The organism is Burkholderia sp. M6-3, assembly GCF_050858985.1.
Classification (GTDB): Bacteria; Pseudomonadota; Gammaproteobacteria; order Burkholderiales; family Burkholderiaceae; genus Paraburkholderia; species Paraburkholderia caledonica.
In genome coordinates this window covers 2,289,248-2,308,066 of sequence record NZ_CP110090.1, presented here as the reverse complement: position 1 = coordinate 2,308,066, position 18,819 = coordinate 2,289,248, and the positions used below count along the sequence as shown (strand labels likewise).

Here is an 18,819-nt window from a genome sequence, read left to right as displayed (position 1 = left end):
ACCTTTGGCGCGGTTGCGACGCTGTGATTGATGCGGTCAGAGGCATCGTTTCCGACACCGGAGCACTACCCGGGAAATCACTTCCGTACCCCGAAACGCCGTTGGGCTGCTGCGGCGATGATGCCGGCAACGCGAACATCGTGCGCCGTACATCTGACCTTGTCGAGCGCAAGCCTCGGGTTGAGCCGCGACCTTCCGATAAATCATTCGACGGCAGCGAAGGTCACCGTCGCAGGGTCAGAAATTGCCCCTTATTGCAGCGGCGATAAGCGTCACACGCAGTCGCGAGCAGTGATTGGCGGATGTTGTCTGGCTAGAAAACTGGTAGAGGGCGGAAAAACGATTTAAGATAGTAACTACGAATAGTTAGGATAATATAATAATAAGAAACTGTATGAACCCGCGTTTCAAAACCGAGGAAAGCCGGATGGATGTGCTTGTCGTTGAGGACAATGAGGATGTGGCAGACAGTCTGGCTTTCCTGCTTGACTGCTATGGTCACCACGCCACCGTCGCGCGAGACGGAGAGACAGCACTTTCGCTGCTGGGCGGCCATGCCTTCGAGTTGGTACTTCTTGATGAGAACCTGCCGGGAATCAGGGGAAGTGCAGTCGCACGGTCGATTATCACAACGCCTTCCGCTGGGCGGCCCTTCATCGTGTCCATGACCGGTGACAGTGAAGCCGGTGGGCTCACCGGGCTTTTCGACGTTTGTCTGCGGAAGCCGTTTTCTCTCGATGCACTTCTGCAAGCCATGGAAGATGCCCGAATGTGGGGGCAGGCCTGCGCTCTTCTCGCCGCCTAGGCAGTGCGTTGGCGTCAGGTGCGGTCCGCCGCAAGCCCGATATGACGCTAGCCAACGTGGTTCTCGTAGGACCGCAAAGTTCTGCTTTTGCGCTCGAATGCAAAGTCACATTCGAACAATGGCATCACGAAAGCGTCATGCGGAGCATGTCGCCTGTGGCGCGCAGAGCTGATAGCGAATTGCATAAAAGCACATATACCTGAGAGAACTGTCACATGATGAGTCCTCATTCCGAAAGAAGCAGGAGCGTCAATGGGTTCTGGAGGGTGAACTGAGCGAACGCTAGCTAGAATGCCCGAGTGAGCGTGAGAACGCGGCGAGATTTCTGTTCAACGACGCGGGATGAGGGTGCCGAGCGGCTCCGGGCCGTACGAGTGCGGTCTCCTCTTTGTCCACCGCAGTAAGCGTTCGATACTTTTCGCAGTGAATCTTGCGTTAGGATTAGGTAAATAAAGCGCCATTCCGTCGGCACGGGACGCTGCTTAACTGTTCGTGGTTCTCAACGGTCTGGCTACGTCCGCTCACTTCACAACTGAATGGCGGGCGAAAGACAAATGGCCGAATCACATCGGGAGTTAGCGCATATGGCTTCTCGAGCGTTCCTATTCGGCGTATCAGGTATCGCTTTAGCTGTCTCGCTGTATGCATGCGGCGGCAGTAACAACACCGTGGCCGCAGTGTCGGCACAGAACCAGTTGACGACGGCCACGCCCATCAAGCACATAGTTGTGGTTTATAACGAAAACGTCTCGTTTGACCACTACTTCGCAACGTATCCGAACGCGACCAACCCGTCGGGCGAACCCGCGTTCACGGCCGCTGATGACACGCCGACGGTCAACGGGTTGAGCGGGTCGCTGTTGACAAGTAATCCAAACTTCATCAATACACTGAATGGCGCGGGCGCAGCAAATCCGTTCCGTCTGGACCGCACGCAGGCCGCGACGGCCGACCAGAACCACGCATATACGGCAGAGCAGCAGGCATATAACAATGGTGCCGCTGACCTGTTCCCGTTTTATACCGGTAAAGAGTCGAGTGGCGGTGCCGGTGCGTTCGGCACTACCGGCCAGGTCATGGGCTACTACGACGGTAATACTGTGACGGCCATGTGGAACTACGCTCAGCACTTTGCGATGAGCGACAACGCTTATACCGACACGTTCGGACCGTCGACGCCGGGAGCGTTAGAGGTGATTTCTGGCCAGACTAACGGCGCTCAACTGGTCAAGACCAGCCAGCAGCCATTCAATCTGACGACGGCTTCAGATTCGTACTACGTCAACGACGGTCAGGGTGGCGTCACGCTAATCAATGACGCGGACCCTGCGAACGACCTGTGTTCCAGCGCGACTGACCAGATTCTGATGTCGGGGAAGAACATCGGCGACCTGTTGAATGCCGAGAACATCACTTGGGGCGGGTTCATGGGGGGCTTCAACCTGTCGACCGTCAACATTAACGGCACGACGGGGTGCAAGCGCAGCACGGTCACGCCAGCAGTAGGTCAGCCGACGGCAGACTACATTCCGCACCACGCCTGGTTCCAATACTACGCATCGACGGCAAATCCGCAGCACACGCGCCCGAGCTCGATATCGACCGTTGGCTTCAGCATGTTGCCTGATGGCAAGACGCCGGAACCGGCCAATCACCAGTACGACTCTGATGACTTCTTTGCCGCAGTGAAGGCGGGCAACTATCCGTCTGTGAGCTTCATCAAAGCCCCGGCATTCCAGGATGGCCATGCGGGCTACTCGGACCCGCTAGACGAACAGGCGTTCACGGCCAAGGTGGTCAACTTCCTGCAACAACAGCCTGACTGGAAGAGCACCGCGGTTATCGTTGCGTGGGACGATTCGGATGGCTGGTACGACCATGCCTATGCGAATCCGACGAGCCCGTCGTTCGACGCTGAGGCGGACCAGCTAAACGGTGCCGGTGAATGCGGTACGGGCACAGCTCCGCTCGGCGTGGCAGGCGCTCCGGTCAACGGTCGATGCGGTCCTGGCACGCGTATTCCGTTCCTTGTGATTTCGCCGTGGGCCAAGGTCAACTACGTTGACCACACGCCGATTAGCCAGGCATCTGTTGTCCGCTTCATCGAGGACAACTGGCTGGGCAGCCAACGTATCGGCGGCGGTTCTTTCGATGCGACGGCCGGCAGCATCATGGGCATGTTCAACTTCAGCGGCAGCGGCAACAACCCGACCGTGTTCGTGGACCCGAACCTGGGCTCGGTCGTACCTTCCGTACCTGCCATCTAGATTCCAGAACTTCGTGCCGACGTCGAGATGACGAAGCCGTCCATGCTTTTGCGTTCAACCTGCGCACGCCGCATGCAACTGCTGGGCACACATCGCGAAACATTCTCGCGGCACGTCGAACTCCGAAGCGAATGTGCAAACTTCATTAGCCTCTGGAGGCTTCAATGCATCGAGCGGTCGTTAAAGCATTTGAAAGTCCACCTGTCATAACTTTCGAAGCGGCCGAAAGGCCTGCTCCGGCAGAAGGCGAGGTTGTATTGCGCGTGACCGCCACGGCACTCGGCTTTGTCGACGGACTGATTGTCCAAGGCAAGTATCAGTTGAAGCCCGACCTTCCGTACGTGCCTGGAGGCGAAATAGCCGGAGTCGTCGTAGATGTGGGCGAAGGCGTGAGAGGCATCGCTACAGGAAGCAGGGTTGCGGTTTGGCAATTTGGTGGTGGCCTTGCCGAGTATGCAGTCGCGAAAGCGGGAGACGTAATCGCTCTGCCCGATGGGCTTGATGACCGCATGGCAGCTTGTGCTCTCGTCGATTACCTGACGGCTCACTATGCTTTGTTCGTGCGTGGCTGCCTACGGCCCGGCGAGACGGTGCTGGTGCTGGGAGCCGCGGGCGGGGTTGGGCAGGCCGCGGTTCAGCTTGCATCCTCTAAATCCGCCAGAGTGCTAGCCGTTGTATCGTCCCAAGATAAGGCGGCGAGGGTTTCGGAACTTGGCGCCACCGAGACCGTTAAGCTTGAGCCAGACGGCCCTGCATTGCGTGACCAACTCCGCGCAATGGCCGTAGATGGGGCGATTGACGTGATTGTCGACCCTGTCGGAGGCGCAACTTCGGAGGCGGCGTTTCGTTCACTCGACAAGGGCGGTCGACATCTCGTTGTGGGCTTTGCGTCCGGGACCATACCGAAGCTGCCGACGAATCTTGCGTTACTTAAATCGGCGAGTCTCATCGGAGTGGACGTCCGGCACTTTTTCGGCGCTCACAAACAGGAGGCGCTTGCCGCGGCCGGCGCGTTGTTCCAGCAATTTGCGAATAAGTCATTGCTGCCCGTGGCGTACATCGAGCATTCGTTGGACGAGGCCCAACAAGCATTTGCGATGCTCGCTGAGCGGAGCAGACTTGGCAAAGTCCTGGTCAAGCCATAGGTAGTTGTCAAGGCGTGCTGAAGGCCGACAGTTCGGGAAAGAGGGACTGCTGGCATTTACGAAGACGCGAGTCCTGTACTGCCCACCGGCGGTCTAGCTCCTTTTGAGTCACAGCTGCACACAAGAAGCGACGCGCCGCTTCGTAAGAGCGGGAGCACCAGTAATGGAGACTTGCATGAATACACACGCTAGCGTCGAAACCTGATTGGTCGATACGGCCCAGACATTTCAACGGGCGACCTGTGTCGCCGCGGGATTGCGACGCAAGGCATGCGACAGCGACAAACATGAGCTGGCGTACGAGGCGCGCGGCCATGCGAGTCCCGCTTCTTCTGCGTTCTGCGCGTCGCCAAATAAACCCAGAACGCCTGAGGCTTCGACGAACTTCTCGTCGCGCGTGATTGTGCCACCCGCTGTATATCGCGAGGTGGGACGAACTTCTCCCTCTTCTATCGCATGTCTCCGTAGCGAGTATTGTCCTCGTGATTTCGCGTCGCAATACGTCGACCAAGCCCTCGGCAGTCGCGTCGAAATGGTGCTTAACGACGGTGCGCGAGCATAGACCTTTAATTGTCTCGTCGTTCTTGCCAAGATGCCTAGGTGTCTGCTCCGTGCCGACGACAGTAACACCGAGCACCTGCGCAATTTTCCCCAGTCGAAAGGCCTGACTTACGACCAACGTACCCTCGTGGATGACAGGCATGACCCTACCCGGTGTTTGGCCGTGGGGTAACGATGATTAGCGCGCGCAATCGCGTCGTGCAGGTCGACTCAGGCAAGCCGGTCGAAATCGCTGGTGTCACCGTCAATGAAGACGATTCCGTGATTGCCGACCGATGCGGCACTGTCTTTGTGCCAGCAGCCAGGATTGAAGAAGTTCTCGAACTTGGCGAGCGCATTGTTCGCCGTCAGGACGGTATGGTCGCGGCGGTACGGGCGGGGCGCTCCGTTGCCGAGGTCATGCACGACAAAGAATTCGAAGCGATTCGGGCCTGATAATTACTACTGGAGCTCCCCATGACGAATCCAAAAACCGCATCCGTTGAAGACCGCGAGTTAATCGAGCTTTTTGCAGGCCTGGACACGCCGGGTGTATCAGACGCGCTCGACAAGCCGGGCATTCACGGTCAGGCGCTTGGCATTGCACCGCTTGCAAACTACACCCGGGTTGTGGTCGGGCCGGCCTTCACGGTCAAGTACGTTCCAGCAAGCGTGCCGCCGGGAACGGTCGGTGACTTCATTGACGACGTCGCTGAAGGTGACGTTGTTGTCATCGACAACGATGGCCGAACCGATTGCACGGTATGGGGCGACATCATGACCCAATACTCGGGCCTGCGCGGTATCGCGGGTACCGTGATTGATGGGGTATGCCGCGACGTGAACAAGGCCTTGGGCGACGGCTATCATGACCACATCAAACGGAGGCACCATGTGCTACTCGGCTCAAGTCGTGGCGGACTATCGAAAATTCGTGCGTACCTTTGGCGCAATCATCGACATCCACGAGTTTGCGCGGTTGTTTTTTGAACGAACGGAGGGCATCGGCAAAGCGAAGATACCCAAAGCTATGGAAGGCGCCTTTGCCGATCCGCAGGACGAAGCAATGCGTGAGGTCAATGCTCTTATAGCGCGCTTCACATCGGCGCAAGTGACCAAGCTGGAACAGGATCTGTTCAAACAGCGCACGCGGCTTGCGGACGCCGAACGCGCGCTGCAGACGAAGGTCACGAAAGCCGCAACGGAAAGTCAGCGCATTGCCACCGACAAAATTGCATGGGTCAAGGGAAAACTTGAAGACCTGCAGCGAACCGACCTACAGCCGCGGGACTCGCGGATCTTTCCCGGTCACTACGCGCCAGTCATGGTGATGGAGAATGGGCAACGGGTCGTCAAACCTATGCGGTATCAATGCCGCATTGCAGGAAAACCTGCGTCGTACGATACGAAGTATCCCGGAACATACAATGCGCGACGGGATAGTCTTGAAGGTTTCTGGGCTCCATGCTTTGGGTACACGCATGCCGTCCTGCTTGTCGAAGTTTTCTATGAAAACGTCAGCCGGGCGAAGTACGAAGGCACGTTACTGGAAACTCACGAGCGGGACGAGAACGTCGTGCTGGAGTTTCGTCCGGGCAACGGGGAATTAATGCATGTCGCCTGTTTGTGGTCGCGCTGGTCCGCACCGGGCGAGCCGGACCTGCTGTCATTTGCGGCGATAACCGACGAGCCGCCACCGGAAGTCGCGGCGACCGGTCACGATCGTTGCATCATTCCTATCAAGCCGGAAAACGTAGATGCATGGCTCAACCCAAACCCGGACAACCTTGAGGCAATGTATGCAATTCTTGATGACAGGGACCGGCCGTACTATGAGCATAGATTGGCCGCATAGCGGTGACGCGCCCCAGATCGATGCGGCCTCACCTTGCTCCAGATGGCTCGAACGATCGGAAGGAGACTTGCATGATACGAAAAACGCTCAATGCGTCGCAGCTTCAGCAGGAGGTCAACCGGCGACTCCATCGGCTGCCGGAAATCGTCGAAGACGGCGTCAAGATTCGCGTGCCGCGACCGCAGTTGCAGGAGGCCGACAAGACAGGCTGCAACTGGACGATGACCAATTTCGGCAACGCGATCGGCTTTGAGCGCGACATCGAGAGCGTGCTAAAAGCCGTGCGCGCCGAATACAACCTCAGTACTGAAGTAAAAGACACGGGCAATCCGTTCGGAGACTGACCGCCAAAGACGCTTAACGTGTCATCGTCGGTCGCGCCGCTTACACGCCCGCTGGACGACAAGGCGCTGGCGCTCGGGTCTCTTCAGTCTGCGAGGCTCGAACGAGGACCCCGCGCGCCTTGCCACGCCCAGTTTGCCGCATGTGACCGGCTTAGTTCTTCAAATCATCGGGCACCTTGCCACCGTTTTCAGCGAGCTTCGTCATCACCTGCTTGTGCAGCCAGATGTTCATCGAAGCTGAATCCTCGGTACTACCCGTGTAGTGCAACTCGGATGCGAGTTCCTTGCGGGCCGCGAGACTGCTGTCGAGTCCAAGCAGCTTCAGCAGATCGACAATGGACGTACGCCAGTTCAATGTTTCGCCACTGCTTTCCTGCATTTTTATTAGAACTGCTTCGACGTCGACCGTCGGCATAGGGGTAACGGGAGGCTGTGAATTGCCGGCGGCGGCAGTGGAGGGTGTTGCTGGCGTTCCAGCCGGCGCAGTCGCGCTGCCCGGCGCCGCCGTCGCCGCGGCTGCCGGTCCGGCGGTGCCGCCCGAGCCCGTGTTCGCCGGATGATCATGCGGGAAGATCTTGTTGAGGATCGTCGAAAAAATGCTCATTTATCGCTCCTGGTTCGCGCCGGTCACTGCGACCGGCGTTTGGGGCGCGCAACGCCCGTGCCTGTGCTGACATACTTCGAGCCTCCTGGCATAGGGAGTGATATCACTCGTCATACTTCTGAACTGCATGGGCGGCAAGTTATATCGTGATCCTAACTAATTTAGCAGACTCGAAACGAGACCTGCCTCGAAAACATTGCGCGAGGCACGCTGTTTGCTGAAACTTGTCCACTTAACGGAGACAGGGAGGGTCAAATGGCCGAGTCTACTCAAGCCACCAGTTCGGGTTCCGCCGATGCATCGCGCGATGACAGCGTCGCCTCAAGGCCGAACGGCAGCGACGAACTTCGTGCCCGCAGCGCACAGAAACTTTCCGAATTGAAGGGCAGACTTGCGGACGCGCAGGACGTTGTCAAAACGAAATACCGCGTTGTATCTGAATCTACCGACGATTTCGTCCACGACAGTCCGTGGAAAGCGGTAACGATGGCGTTGATCGGCGGCCTGATCATCGGGATGCTGGCGGCCCGATAACGCGCGTTCTGCGCAATGTGCCCATGTCACCGCAGTACAACGCGGTGACATGGGCACTCACAGGTCTGCTACGGCTTGAGCGCTAGCTTGCGTCAATGCTCACTGGGCCGGATGGCGGGGTCTTCCTCGACGACTTCACGGGTCGCCGACCAGTACGGCTGCCGGTTGTAGTAGCTATAGGTCGATTCGCCCCAAGTCGGGTCGGCCATTGACGGCCAGTGGTCCGGGTCGAAGCCCGGGTCGTCCTTCAGACGTTGCGCCGTGATGTCGACGAAGAAGCATTTCTGGTCGGTATCGAGAGTCAGCGCGCTCCAGGGAATGGCGTGCAGATTCGCTCCCATGCCAAGGAACCCGCCTTCGGATAGAACCGCGTACGCGATACGTCCATTGCGGACGTCCAGCATGATGTCGGAAATCTTGCCGACATGCTCACCATCCGACGACATCACCTTCGTGCCGTCGAGCGTGGCCGCAGCCATGACGTCGGGCCCCGGACCTTCGCCGATACCGCCGCCGACAATTTTCGCTCCGCCGCCAAGGGCGCCTTGCGGATTGATTGAGCCCATCTTTCACCTCCTTTATGGAAAGGGTGCGCTTTGAAATGCGCAAGCGCTGTGCCCGCTGCTGGCCGCGGGAACTGCGGCCAGCAGCGGCAAAGCGAGTGCCATGAGGAGATGAAAGAAGCGAGGGGCCCGGGCGGGGCAGCGTTACTTAACGCGACAGCAGCGTAACCGTGGCAATGCCGAGAATCGTCATGACGAGCGACGCGCCCACATGTATCGCGACTTCGCCGGCGGCCCAGCCGAGGCGGCCGTCCTGCAGGTGCTGCACCACTTCGGCCGAGAAGGTCGAGAAGGTGGACAGTCCGCCCATCATTCCGGTGATCACGAAAAGCCGCCACTCGGGCGCAATTTGCGGCGCGCGCGCGAAGCCCGCGACGGCCACGCCGATGATGTAGCCGGCGATCACATTCGCCGCGAAGGTGCCGAGCGGCAACGAAGGAAAAAGCCCATTCAGACGCAGGCCGAGAAACCAGCGAAATAACGAGCCAAGTGCGCCGCCGACGGCGACCGCGAGTATCGACCAATACATGAGAGTGCCAGGCGAGACGTGGGAGTCAACAAACCGGGCAGAGGGCACGCAACAACGCGTTGGCTCTGTTCCGGGAAAGCAGGCATCGTTCGGAACGGGGACATGATCGGCATGCCATGCCGAGCGCATGGCAACCCTTTCGAGTGTTCAGCCTGCAGCGCGCAAGTCTATCATTCGCTATTCCATGGGGACAGGTCGCGCCAGCCGGCCCGGCGCGGCCGGCGCATGCCATCAGCCCAGGCTTTCGCGCTCCGGCGTAGCAGAGATTTTGTGGATCGACAGGTCGGCGCCGTTGTACTCGTCCTCCTGATCGAGGCGCAGGCCCACCGTCAGGCGGATGGCGCCGTAGACGAGCGTGCCGCCGAGCGAAGCCACGACGATACCGCCCAGCGTGCCGAGCACCTGTGCGCCGAACGAGACGCCGCCCAGACCGCCGAGCGCCCGCAAGCCGAAGATGCCTGCTGCGATGCCGCCCCACGCGCCGCACAGACCGTGTAGCGGCCAGACGCCGAGCACGTCGTCGATGCGCCAGCGGTTCTGCACGCACGTGAACATGTAGACGAACAGCGCGCCGGCGATGCCGCCCGTGACCAGCGCGCCGAGCGGATGCATCAGGTCCGAGCCGGCGCACACGGCGACGAGCCCGGCGAGCGGCCCGTTGTACGTGAAGCCCGGGTCGTTGCGTCCCGCGAGCCAGGCGGTCAACGTGCCGCCGACCATCGCCATCAACGAATTGACGGCGACGAGGCCGCTGATCTTGTCGACCGTCTGCGCGCTCATCACGTTAAAGCCGAACCAGCCGACGGCCAGCACCCACGCGCCGAGCGCGAGAAACGGAATGTTCGATGGCGGATGCGCGGCAATACCGCCATCGCGGTGATAGCGGCCGTGGCGCGCACCGAGCAGCAACACCGCGGGCAGCGCGACCCAGCCGCCAAACGCGTGAACGACGACGGAGCCCGCGAAGTCGTGGAACGGCGCACCGAACGTCTGGCTGATCCAGTTCTGCACGCCGAAGCGCTCATTCCAGGCGATGCCCTCGAAGAATGGATAGACGAAGCCGACCAGAACGAAAGTCGCGAAGAGTTGCGGATTGAATTTCGAGCGCTCGGCGATGCCGCCGGAGACGATTGCCGGAATGGCGGCGGCGAACGTCAACAGGAAGAAGAAGCGCACCAGCGCGTAGCCGTTGTGAACCGCAAGCGATTCGGCGTTGCCGAAGAACTGCACGCCGTACGCGATCGTATAACCGATGAAAAAATAGGCGATCGTCGAGACGGAGAAGTCCACCAGAATCTTCACCAGCGCGTTGACCTGGTTTTTCTTGCGAACCGTGCCCAGTTCAAGGAACGCAAATCCTGCGTGCATCGCGAGCACCATCGCGGCTCCGAGCAGGAGAAAGAGGGTATCGGTCCCGGATTTGAAACTTTCCATCGATTATTTCCGCTTGTGCCAAAAAGCCGCGCAAGAATGCAAGAAGCGGGCCAAAACGGTGCTGTTAAGCGCTGTGTCGGTGCAGTGCGCACTGCAAGGGACTGCACGTGCGCGGTCATGGTCTGCGCTGTCGCGTTGCGCACCTCTGACGCACATTGAAAGCACAATAGATGTGCGTAAACGTTCCGTTTTGGTATCGCATGAACCAAGTTGGTTCGTAATTTTTCGTCTTGCTTACGGATGCTGCCGATGCCGGGGAACACCCGCGAGTGCTCTCACCGGCTCCTAGATGCATTAGCAGGTGACGCTCAGCCGGTGGTGCACCGCTTTGTTTCGTAAGCAAACGCCGACATAATGTGCCGTACCGCGCACAATCTGCCGGCCCACATCTTCAACGCGTGCGCATGCGACTTACCACTAAAGGCCTGCTGCTGATTGCGATTCCTGCTGTCTTCGAACTGGCCCTTCTGTCCGGCCTGGTCAAGGCGCAGTCCGACGCCGCCGAAGCCGAGCGCACGGCCGCTCACGGCCAGGAGGTGATGCGCCAGACCACGGCGATTCTGGATCCGGTGCTAGGCGAGTCCGTCGCGTTGCGCGGCGCGGTGCTCGCCTCCGACAACCGTTTCGTGACGCCGTTGTCCGTATGGATCGACGTCGATCGACGCATAGATCAACTCGCCGAACTCGTGTCGGACAATCCGGCGCAGGTCGAACGCGTGGTCCAGGTGCGTCAGGCGGTGCAGGCCTATCGGCAATGGTCCGATCGCACGCAGGACATGTTGCATTCGGGGCGCCGCAAAGACGTTGTCAGCCGGTTCAGCGAACTGGCTCAGGCCGACGTGCTCGATCGTTTTCGCCAGCAACTGGCCGCCTTCCAGGCGGAAGAGCGGCGTCTGGACGCGCAGCGTGCGAGTGACGCCGATGCCGCCCGCGAACGGCAGCAGACGCTCGTGGTCGCAGCGGTGTTCGGTTCATTACTGTTCGTGGCGCTCGCCGTGTGGCTTTTCACGCGTGGGGTGCGCGGGCGGCTTGCGCTTCTTTCCGACAACGCTGGGCGCCTTGCAGGCAACGAGCCGCTCGCGCCTATCGAGCCGGGTCACGATGAAATCGCGCGCCTCGATCTGACGCTGCATGAGACCAGCCGGCGTCTGCTGGAAGCAGAGCGGATCCAGGCGCGCTTTCAGGCCGACCTTGCGCGCCGTGCGGACGAACTGTCGCGCATCAACGAAAGCTTGCGACAGCAGACGCAGGAAAACGAGATGTTCATTTACAGCGTGTCGCATGACCTGCGCGTGCCGCTTGTCAACCTGCAAGGCTTTTCGAAAGAACTGATCCGCGCCTGCGAGGAACTGCGAGTGGCCGTCAGCGACTCGTCGCTGCCCGCGCAGACCCGGCAGCGCATCGAACGGATAGTCGATGAGGATATTGGGGAAGCGCTCCACTATTTGCAGACGGCGGTGCTGCGCGCGTCGCACATCATCGACGCGTTATTGCGGCTGTCTCGCATTGGCCGCGTTGAATACCGGCAGCAGAAAGTCGAAGTGTGCGATATCGTGCAGCGCGTGATCGACGCGATGCAAGGCTCGATTCGCGCTCGCAACGCGCAAGTGCATGTAGGCGAATTGCCGGCTGTGTGGGGCGACCCGACCGCGCTCGAACAGGCGTTCGCCAATCTGATCGGGAATGCGGTGAATTATCTGGATCCGTCGCGCGAAGGCCGGATCGAGATCGGTACGACGCCTGCGCCGCCCGGCGTGCAATCGCTGCGGATTTTCTACGTGCGCGACAACGGTCTGGGCATTCCGGCGATCGCGCTGCCCCGGCTGTTCAACGCTTTTCAGAGATTGCACGGCACGGCGGTGGCGGGAGAGGGCATCGGCCTCGCGCTCGTGCGGCGCGTCGTGGAGCGGCATGGCGGACGCGTGTGGGCGGAGTCGACGGAAGGTGCGGGCACGACGTTCTACCTGTCGCTGCCCGAAGCCGGCGCACGGTCGGCATTAGCGGCTGCCGAAGTCCGTGCCGGGGCGCACGCCGCGAACGATCAGGCGATGGCCGATGAACACGAAAATTTGCGGATGGGGCGTTGAGGCGGGCTGGCAGGCTTCGTCGTAAAGCCTGCAGCCCATGAGCGCGGTGGGCGGCGCCACTTGAGCGCCGTCGCCGGCTAGCAGGAGATAAACAGACGGCGTGGCTTCAGGAGCCGCCGACCGCGCACCGACCAGTAGCAGCCGCACGCAAGCAGAATAGCCACGACGGCGAGCACTTCCTGAAACGTCGGGCGCAGCCCGAGCAAACCGTCAAGCGCGAACACACAACGCGCCACGATCAGCAAAGCTGCCCAGACGGAGCAGGCAGCTTGCACCAGCATCCGCGTTCCTGCCAGGCGTCGCGCGCGGTTCTCTCGCGACCAGCCGGCCGGCGTGTGCGCGCAGCGAAAAGCAATCGTCATCAGCGTGATGGCGAGAATCACGATCCAGTCGGTCAGTTCCATCGAAGAGCGCTCCCAAGTCAGCCCGTGACTATAGGAAGGCCCTCCAATGCGAACTATAGGACGACTCTCAAATGCCGCGCTTGCCAGCAATAGCGGCGCGGCGCTTGAACTGGCTCAAAGCTCAATACGCGTGCCCAGCAACACCAGGAACTGACGAAGCCATTCGGGATGAGCAGGCCATGCAGGAGCGGTCACGAAGTTGGCGTCGGTGATGGCGGCGTCGACCGGAATGTCGGCGAACTCGCCGCCAGCGAGTTTGACCTCGGGCGCGCAGGCCGGGTAAGCGGAGATGCGCTTGCCGCGGATCACGTCGGCGGCGGCCAGCAACTGGGCGGCGTGACAGATGGCGGCGATCGGTTTGCCGGCTTCCGCGAACTGCCGCACGAGCTCGATCACTTTGGGATTGAGACGCAGATACTCGGGTGCGCGCCCACCGGCGATAGCGAGTGCGTCGTACTGGCGCGGAACGACGTCTTCGAACGACGCGTTCAGCGCAAACAGATGGCCCGGCTTTTCCGTGTACGTCTGATCGCCTTCGAAATCATGAATCGCGGTCTTGATCCGATCGCCTGCTTTCTTGCCGGGGCACACGGCGTCCACTACATGGCCGACCGCCTGCAGTGCCTGAAACGGCACCATCGTCTCGTAATCCTCGGCGAAATCGCCGGTGAGAAACAGAATTTTCTTTGCCGCCATCGTATGCCTCCGATTGATCAATGGAACACAGCTAACCTGGACGGACCTTGGTTGCCCGCAGCCAGTCTACCGCACAACGTTTGACAGAACGGCGACTGCCGCGGCCGGCCAACCGCGTCGATCCGTCCTGCATGACTGCTTGCGGGGCGCTTCGCGGCAACGGCGTATGATGGGCGCGTTTTCGTCAGCTAAGCCGCCTCCTGCGGTTCAAAATACACATGACTTTATCTTTCCGTTCTCCGTTGCTGCGCCGTGCCGCCGTGGTCCTCTTCGTCTTCGGCGGTCTCGCGGCTTGCCAGAAGAACGATGCGTCGGCGGGGCAGGTCGCCGGCAAGCTCAACGACGCGGCGCAGGCCGCTGGCCAGAAGCTCGATCAGGCGGCGAGCTACGTCGGCCAGAAGGTCGACGAGACGAAATCCGCCGCGCAGCAGAACCTCGAATCCGCCTCGGCGCCGACGGTCACCATCGACCCCAATGCGCTCGCTTCGAGCGCGCAAGCCAATCTGCAAAACGCGGCCAGTACAGCCAACCTGCAACTTGGCAAAGCGGCGTCGCTGACGGGCCAGAGCCTGGAGAGCGCCGGGCGCAAGCTGCAGGAATGGTCGGCGCAAAGCTCTGCTTCGTCGACGAACGCCGCTGCCTCGTCGTCCGGTTCGAACTATGGCGGCGACGCGCAAAAGCAGATGGACAAGTGAGATGCGCATGTGCACGCTGAACCGCGTGCGCCTGCTCGGCCGCGATAACCATGCGTCCAGCAGCGTGTTTGACAGCGGCTATAAATGTAATTACCATGGTTACACATTGTCGTCGCAGGACGGGTTGTTGTGAACACGAGTAGCCGGTTTGCGTTTGCGGTGCATGTGCTCGCGTTGCTGTCGCTTCAGGAGGGCGCTCCGCTTTCGTCGGAAATGATCGCGGGCAGCGTGAATACGAATCCCGCGCTCATCCGGCGGCTTCTGACCATGCTTGCCGAGGCGGGCCTCACCACGTCGCAACTCGGCGCGGGCGGCGGCGCGTTGCTGGCTCGCGCGCCCGAGCAGATTTCCTTGCTCGACGTGTACCGCGCGGTGGACGACGCGCAGCTGTTCGCGCTTCACCGTGAGGAGCCGAATCCGGCCTGCATGGTGGGACGCAATATTCAGGTCGTGCTGCGTGGAATCATCGACGAAGCGCAGCAGGCCATGGAGGCGTCGCTCGCGCAACGGACGCTGGCCGATGCGACGGCGGACCTGTTGCGTGCCGAGCGCACGAGAGAGCGCAAGCGGCGACCGCCTGCGTGAGGCGGGCGTTTTCTGCTGCGGCGAGCGTCGATTCGGAATGAATGTTTTTCAATAATTGTTTTGCAGGAACCCCGGGGGCCATGCCCCTGTTTTTTTCGATGTATATGTAATCAATACGGTTACATATAAACCATGACAGGAGCAGTTGAAATGAGCAAACAGTTGAAGATCGCGTTGTTCGGCGCCACCGGCATGATCGGTTCGCGTATCGCGGCAGAGGCAACGCGTCGCGGGCATCAGGTGACGGCGCTCTCGCGCAACCCGGCGCGCGTGCCGGCTGGTGTGCCGAACCTGGTAGCGGCACAAGCCGATCTGCTCGACGCGGCGAGCGTCGGCGCGGCGGTGCGCGGTCACGACGTGGTGGCGAGCGCGTATGCGCCGCCGCAAGCCGATGTCAGCTTGCTGGACAAGGCGACCCGTGCGCTTGTCGAAGGTGCGCGCGCGGCGGGGCTCAAGCGCCTGGTCGTGGTGGGCGGCGCAGGCTCGCTCGAAGTCGCTCCGGGCAAGCAGCTCGTCGACACCGAGGGTTTCCCGGACGCCTATAAGGCCGTCGCGCTGGCTCACCGCGAGGCGTTGAACTACTACCGCAGCGTCGCGGATCTCGACTGGTCGTTCTTCTCGCCGGCCGCAATCATCGCTCCCGGCGAGCGCACCGGCACGTTCCGCACCGGCACCGACTCGCTGATTGCCGACGCGCAGGGCAACAGCCGGATTTCCGCCGAGGATTACGCAATCGCGTTCGTCGACGAACTGGAGCAGGGCCGCTTCGTCCGCCAGATCGCGACTGTCGCGTATTGAGCGTGGGCGTGCGTTGCTTGCGCGGCACCACGGCACCGGCGAGAACTTCGGGCACGCCGCACAGCAGGCGATAGCCGGTCCGGTGCCGCCTGCAACGACCGCAACGCGCGCTAGCCCGACCGGCGCCGCGCACGCGGTGTCCAAGAACGCATGCAAGCGTCCTAACAATCGGTTACGCATGTCCGGTTGCAGGCGGCCAAACTGGGGCTACACTGGCGTCTCCCGTTTTCTCACGGATTGCCATGCAGTCATGCCCGTCGCGGCGTGAGTCTGAGGCTGCGCCGTCAAACGGCGGGCTTTTCGCGATTCACGCTGCATTTCCTCGTCTTTTTGCCCGGATCGGATTCCTGATCCGTCGCGGCGCGTGCGCACCCCGCGCGGCCCGGCTGAGCGTATGGCCGGTCGCGATCTTCGTCGCGCTCTTTCTTTGGACCGTGTGGCTCCCCACCAGCGCGCACGCAGCCGACGCGAGCGCCGGCACGCCCGTCATCCCGGCGTTGCAAAGCCTGATCAATAGCGCGACCGTGGCGCCCGCCTCGGCGGCGTCCGGCGCATCGGCTGCCGACTCCGCGTCGGCGCCGTCGCCCGCTAGCCAGGCGGAAATCGCGCGTTCGCTTGACAGCGTTATCGCCACGCTCGACAACGACCGGCAGCGCAGTGCGCTCGTCGCCCAGTTGAAGAAACTGCGCGACGTCTCGCGAACCGTCGGCCCGCTCGCGCCCGCGCCGGCGCAACAGAGCCCGGGTCTGCTCGGCGCGATTGCGTCGGGCATCGCGTCGTTCGAATCGGACGTGCATGAAGGCCGCACGCCCGTGCGCTATTGGGGCGGGCGCTTCAACGCCGCAGGCAACGAGCTCTACACGATCATCTCGGGCCAGGGCCACGAAAGCCTCGGCCGCATCCTCTTTTCGATGTTCGCGATGCTGGCCGGCTGGGGCGCATGCGCAGCCGCGCTGATCTATCTGCAGCACCGGCTCTACCGGCGACTTGGCATCGTAATCGGCCTCAATCCGAATCCCACCACGCGGGAGCTGCTCATCTTCGCGTTGCGGCGCGTCGGGCCGTGGGTCATCGCGTTCGTCGCCGCGCTGCTGTTCGTGCGCGCGATGCCCGATGCGCTCGGCCGCACGCTCGGCATGGTCGTCGCGTATGCGATTGTCGCGGGTGCGGTGTTTTCGGCGATCTGTCTGATCATGTTTTCGCTGTTCGGCTCGGGACACCGGCGAACCGCGGTACGTTTGCTGATCGATCATGCGCGTCGCCTGCTGTTTGCCGTCGGCGTCTTCGGCGCGCTCGGCGATGCGGCGGTCAACTACGACGTCGCGCATCAGATGGGCTCGAATCTGGCCGCGCTGGTTTCGACCGCCGCCAACATGACGGCCGCCGTGCTGACCGGCTATTTCGCACTCGCGTTTCGCCGGCCGGTCGCTCATCTGATCCGCAACCGGCCTTACGACCAACGCAACGATCATAAAGCCGCGACCGATGCTTTCGACGTGCTCGCCGCGCTCTGGCACGTGCCCGTTCTCGTGCTGGCGACGGCCTCGGTGGTCGCCACGCTCGGTGGCTCGGGTTCGAGCGAAAACGTGCTGCAAATTTCGGTGGTGACTGCACTGCTGCTGGTGCTGGCGTTTTTCCTGTCGGCCATCGTTTTGCGCATGACGCGTCCACGCAGCGCGCGAGCGCGGCGACGCTCTCCGTATCTGACGCGGTTGCTGCGTTTTTGCGGCACTTTGCTGACGCTCTTCATCTGGCTGTTTTTCTTCGAACTGGCGGCCAGATTGTGGGGCGTTTCGCTTGCGGCGGTCGTCGAGGAAAACGTGGCCGCGCGCGGTATCGCGCATGCGGTGACGGCGATCGTGGCGACCGTGTTCATTGCGTGGCTGCTGTGGATTCTCGTCGACACCGCGATCACCGAGGCGCTCAACCCCGGCAGTGCGCGCAACAAGTCGCGCGGTCCGAGCATGCGGGCCCGAACGATGTTGCCGCTCGTGCGCAATGTGCTGCTCGTCAGCATCATGACGATAGCGGGCATCGTTACGGCGGCGAATCTCGGCATCAACGTGACGCCGCTGCTCGCGGGCGCCGGAGTGATCGGCCTCGCGATCGGTTTCGGCGCGCAGTCGCTCGTGACCGACCTGATCACGGGACTTTTCATCATCATCGAAGATACGATTTCGGTGGGCGACTGGATCGACGTGGACGGCGGCCATGCAGGCACGGTCGAGCATTTGTCTATCCGCACCGTGCGGTTACGCGACGGCCAGGGTGCGATCCACGCAATTCCGTTTTCGCAGATCAAGATCGTCAAGAATCTGTCGCGCGACTTTGCCTACGCAGTGTTCGAAGTGCGGATGTCGTTCTCGACTGACGTCGATGAAATTACTCAACTGATTCGCGAAGTCGGTGCCGATCTGATGGCCGACTTCCGCTACCGCCGCGAGATGCTGGGACCGATCGAGGTGTGGGGGCTCGACCGTTTCGACCCGAACTGGATGGTAGTCAAAGGGCAGATCAAGACGCGGCCGCTGCAGCAATGGAGTGTGGCGAGGGCGTTCAATCTGCGGCTGAAACGCAAGATGGACGAGGCCGGCATTGAGATCCCGGTGCCGCAGATGCGCTTGTTCACGTCGTCTAAAGACAGCGAGGGGCAGCCTTTGCGCGACGAAGACGTGCTCGGGGCCGGGCCGCATGAGCATGCGGATGCGCACTCGAACGTCCGAGCGGAAGCCCACGCGGAAGGACGTGCGGGCCAGCACGAGCATGCAGTCGGGCATCAGGAGAAAGCGCCGCCAATACGCGGCGCGCATCCGGCTGTCGTCGCAGCGCGCGATGTGTCGCATGAGCCACGGCCGGCGCCGCCGCCGACGGGACAGACCGCGCCAATTCCGCCTCAGATTCCCACGGCGGGCGAGGGCAAGGTTTGACGCTCAG

17 protein-coding genes and 2 pseudogenes are annotated in these 18,819 nt (G+C 61.4%); 13 read left to right on the top strand and 6 right to left on the bottom strand.

The window, feature by feature from the left end:
* Positions 1-394 precede the first annotated feature (394 nt).
* From OH764_RS09960 to OH764_RS09930, 7 genes and pseudogenes are all read left to right on the top strand, one after another.
* The gene (locus OH764_RS09960; protein ID WP_498846662.1) at positions 395-805 is read left to right on the top strand and encodes a response regulator; all 411 of its coding nucleotides are present in this window, start codon (positions 395-397) and stop codon (positions 803-805) included.
* A 584-nt stretch (positions 806-1,389) separates the two neighbouring features.
* Positions 1,390-3,072, top strand: a complete 1,683-nt coding sequence (locus tag OH764_RS09955; protein WP_498846661.1) for a phospholipase C — start codon at positions 1,390-1,392, stop codon at positions 3,070-3,072.
* Positions 3,073-3,236: 164 nt separating this feature from the next.
* The gene (locus OH764_RS09950) at positions 3,237-4,217 is read left to right on the top strand and encodes an NADPH:quinone oxidoreductase family protein (protein ID WP_498846660.1); all 981 of its coding nucleotides are present in this window, start codon (positions 3,237-3,239) and stop codon (positions 4,215-4,217) included.
* Positions 4,218-4,925: 708 nt separating this feature from the next.
* A pseudogene (locus tag OH764_RS09945) lies at positions 4,926-5,213 on the top strand (RraA family protein); the annotation flags it as partial.
* Between the two features lie 21 nt (positions 5,214-5,234).
* Positions 5,235-5,624, top strand: a pseudogene (locus OH764_RS09940) (RraA family protein); the annotation flags it as partial.
* 25 nt (positions 5,625-5,649) lie between these two features.
* Complete coding sequence (locus tag OH764_RS09935; protein ID WP_498846659.1) at positions 5,650-6,612, top strand: SOS response-associated peptidase family protein; 963 nt, start codon at positions 5,650-5,652, stop codon at positions 6,610-6,612.
* Between the two features lie 71 nt (positions 6,613-6,683).
* Positions 6,684-6,956 carry a hypothetical protein gene (locus OH764_RS09930; RefSeq protein ID WP_498846658.1) on the top strand — a complete coding sequence of 91 codons (273 nt, stop codon included), beginning with the start codon at positions 6,684-6,686 and terminating at the stop codon, positions 6,954-6,956.
* Between the two features lie 151 nt (positions 6,957-7,107).
* Here the strand turns inward: OH764_RS09930 and OH764_RS09925 are convergent, their stop codons facing one another.
* Positions 7,108-7,560 carry a DUF3597 domain-containing protein gene (locus tag OH764_RS09925; RefSeq protein WP_408165392.1) on the bottom strand — a complete coding sequence of 151 codons (453 nt, stop codon included), beginning with the start codon at positions 7,558-7,560 and terminating at the stop codon, positions 7,108-7,110.
* 255 nt (positions 7,561-7,815) lie between these two features.
* Between OH764_RS09925 and OH764_RS09920 the strand changes: the two genes are divergently transcribed.
* A complete protein-coding gene (locus OH764_RS09920; protein ID WP_498846657.1) occupies positions 7,816-8,094 on the top strand; it encodes an ElaB/YgaM/YqjD family protein in 279 nt (92 codons plus the stop codon).
* Positions 8,095-8,186: 92 nt separating this feature from the next.
* On the opposite strand, the gene OH764_RS09915 is transcribed toward OH764_RS09920, so the two are convergent.
* From OH764_RS09915 to OH764_RS09905, 3 genes are all read right to left on the bottom strand, one after another.
* Entirely contained in the window at positions 8,187-8,660 is a 474-nt protein-coding gene (locus OH764_RS09915) for a PRC-barrel domain-containing protein (protein WP_498846656.1), read from the bottom strand.
* Positions 8,661-8,805: 145 nt separating this feature from the next.
* A complete protein-coding gene (crcB, locus tag OH764_RS09910; RefSeq protein WP_498846655.1) occupies positions 8,806-9,186 on the bottom strand; it encodes a fluoride efflux transporter CrcB in 381 nt (126 codons plus the stop codon).
* 231 nt (positions 9,187-9,417) lie between these two features.
* Positions 9,418-10,620: an ammonium transporter gene (locus tag OH764_RS09905; RefSeq protein ID WP_020070085.1), complete on the bottom strand. Its 1,203-nt coding sequence runs from the start codon at positions 10,618-10,620 to the stop codon at positions 9,418-9,420.
* A gap of 404 nt (positions 10,621-11,024) precedes the next feature.
* Here OH764_RS09905 and OH764_RS09900 point away from each other — a divergent pair, with 404 nt between their 5' ends.
* Positions 11,025-12,707: a sensor histidine kinase gene (locus OH764_RS09900; RefSeq protein ID WP_498846654.1), complete on the top strand. Its 1,683-nt coding sequence runs from the start codon at positions 11,025-11,027 to the stop codon at positions 12,705-12,707.
* Between the two features lie 77 nt (positions 12,708-12,784).
* On the opposite strand, the gene OH764_RS09895 is transcribed toward OH764_RS09900, so the two are convergent.
* Together OH764_RS09895 and OH764_RS09890 are read right to left on the bottom strand one after the other, a co-directional pair.
* Positions 12,785-13,111 carry a hypothetical protein gene (locus tag OH764_RS09895; RefSeq protein WP_020070087.1) on the bottom strand — a complete coding sequence of 109 codons (327 nt, stop codon included), beginning with the start codon at positions 13,109-13,111 and terminating at the stop codon, positions 12,785-12,787.
* 114 nt (positions 13,112-13,225) lie between these two features.
* Positions 13,226-13,807 (bottom strand): DJ-1/PfpI family protein, encoded by a 582-nt coding sequence (locus OH764_RS09890; protein ID WP_498846653.1) that lies wholly within the window; start codon positions 13,805-13,807, stop codon positions 13,226-13,228.
* Between the two features lie 218 nt (positions 13,808-14,025).
* Between OH764_RS09890 and OH764_RS09885 the strand changes: the two genes are divergently transcribed.
* The 4 genes from OH764_RS09885 to OH764_RS09870 all read left to right on the top strand — a co-directional run bounded on the left by OH764_RS09885 (position 14,026) and on the right by OH764_RS09870 (position 18,812).
* The gene (locus tag OH764_RS09885) at positions 14,026-14,502 is read left to right on the top strand and encodes a BCAL1086 family glycoprotein (RefSeq protein WP_498846652.1); all 477 of its coding nucleotides are present in this window, start codon (positions 14,026-14,028) and stop codon (positions 14,500-14,502) included.
* Between the two features lie 129 nt (positions 14,503-14,631).
* Entirely contained in the window at positions 14,632-15,087 is a 456-nt protein-coding gene (locus OH764_RS09880) for an Rrf2 family transcriptional regulator (RefSeq protein WP_020070091.1), read from the top strand.
* Between the two features lie 150 nt (positions 15,088-15,237).
* Positions 15,238-15,885, top strand: coding sequence for an NAD(P)-dependent oxidoreductase (locus OH764_RS09875; protein WP_498846651.1), 648 nt, complete (start codon positions 15,238-15,240; stop codon positions 15,883-15,885).
* 242 nt (positions 15,886-16,127) lie between these two features.
* On the top strand, positions 16,128-18,812 hold the full coding sequence (locus OH764_RS09870; protein ID WP_498846650.1) for a mechanosensitive ion channel family protein: 2,685 nt from the start codon (positions 16,128-16,130) through the stop codon (positions 18,810-18,812).
* Positions 18,813-18,819: the final 7 nt, after the last annotated feature.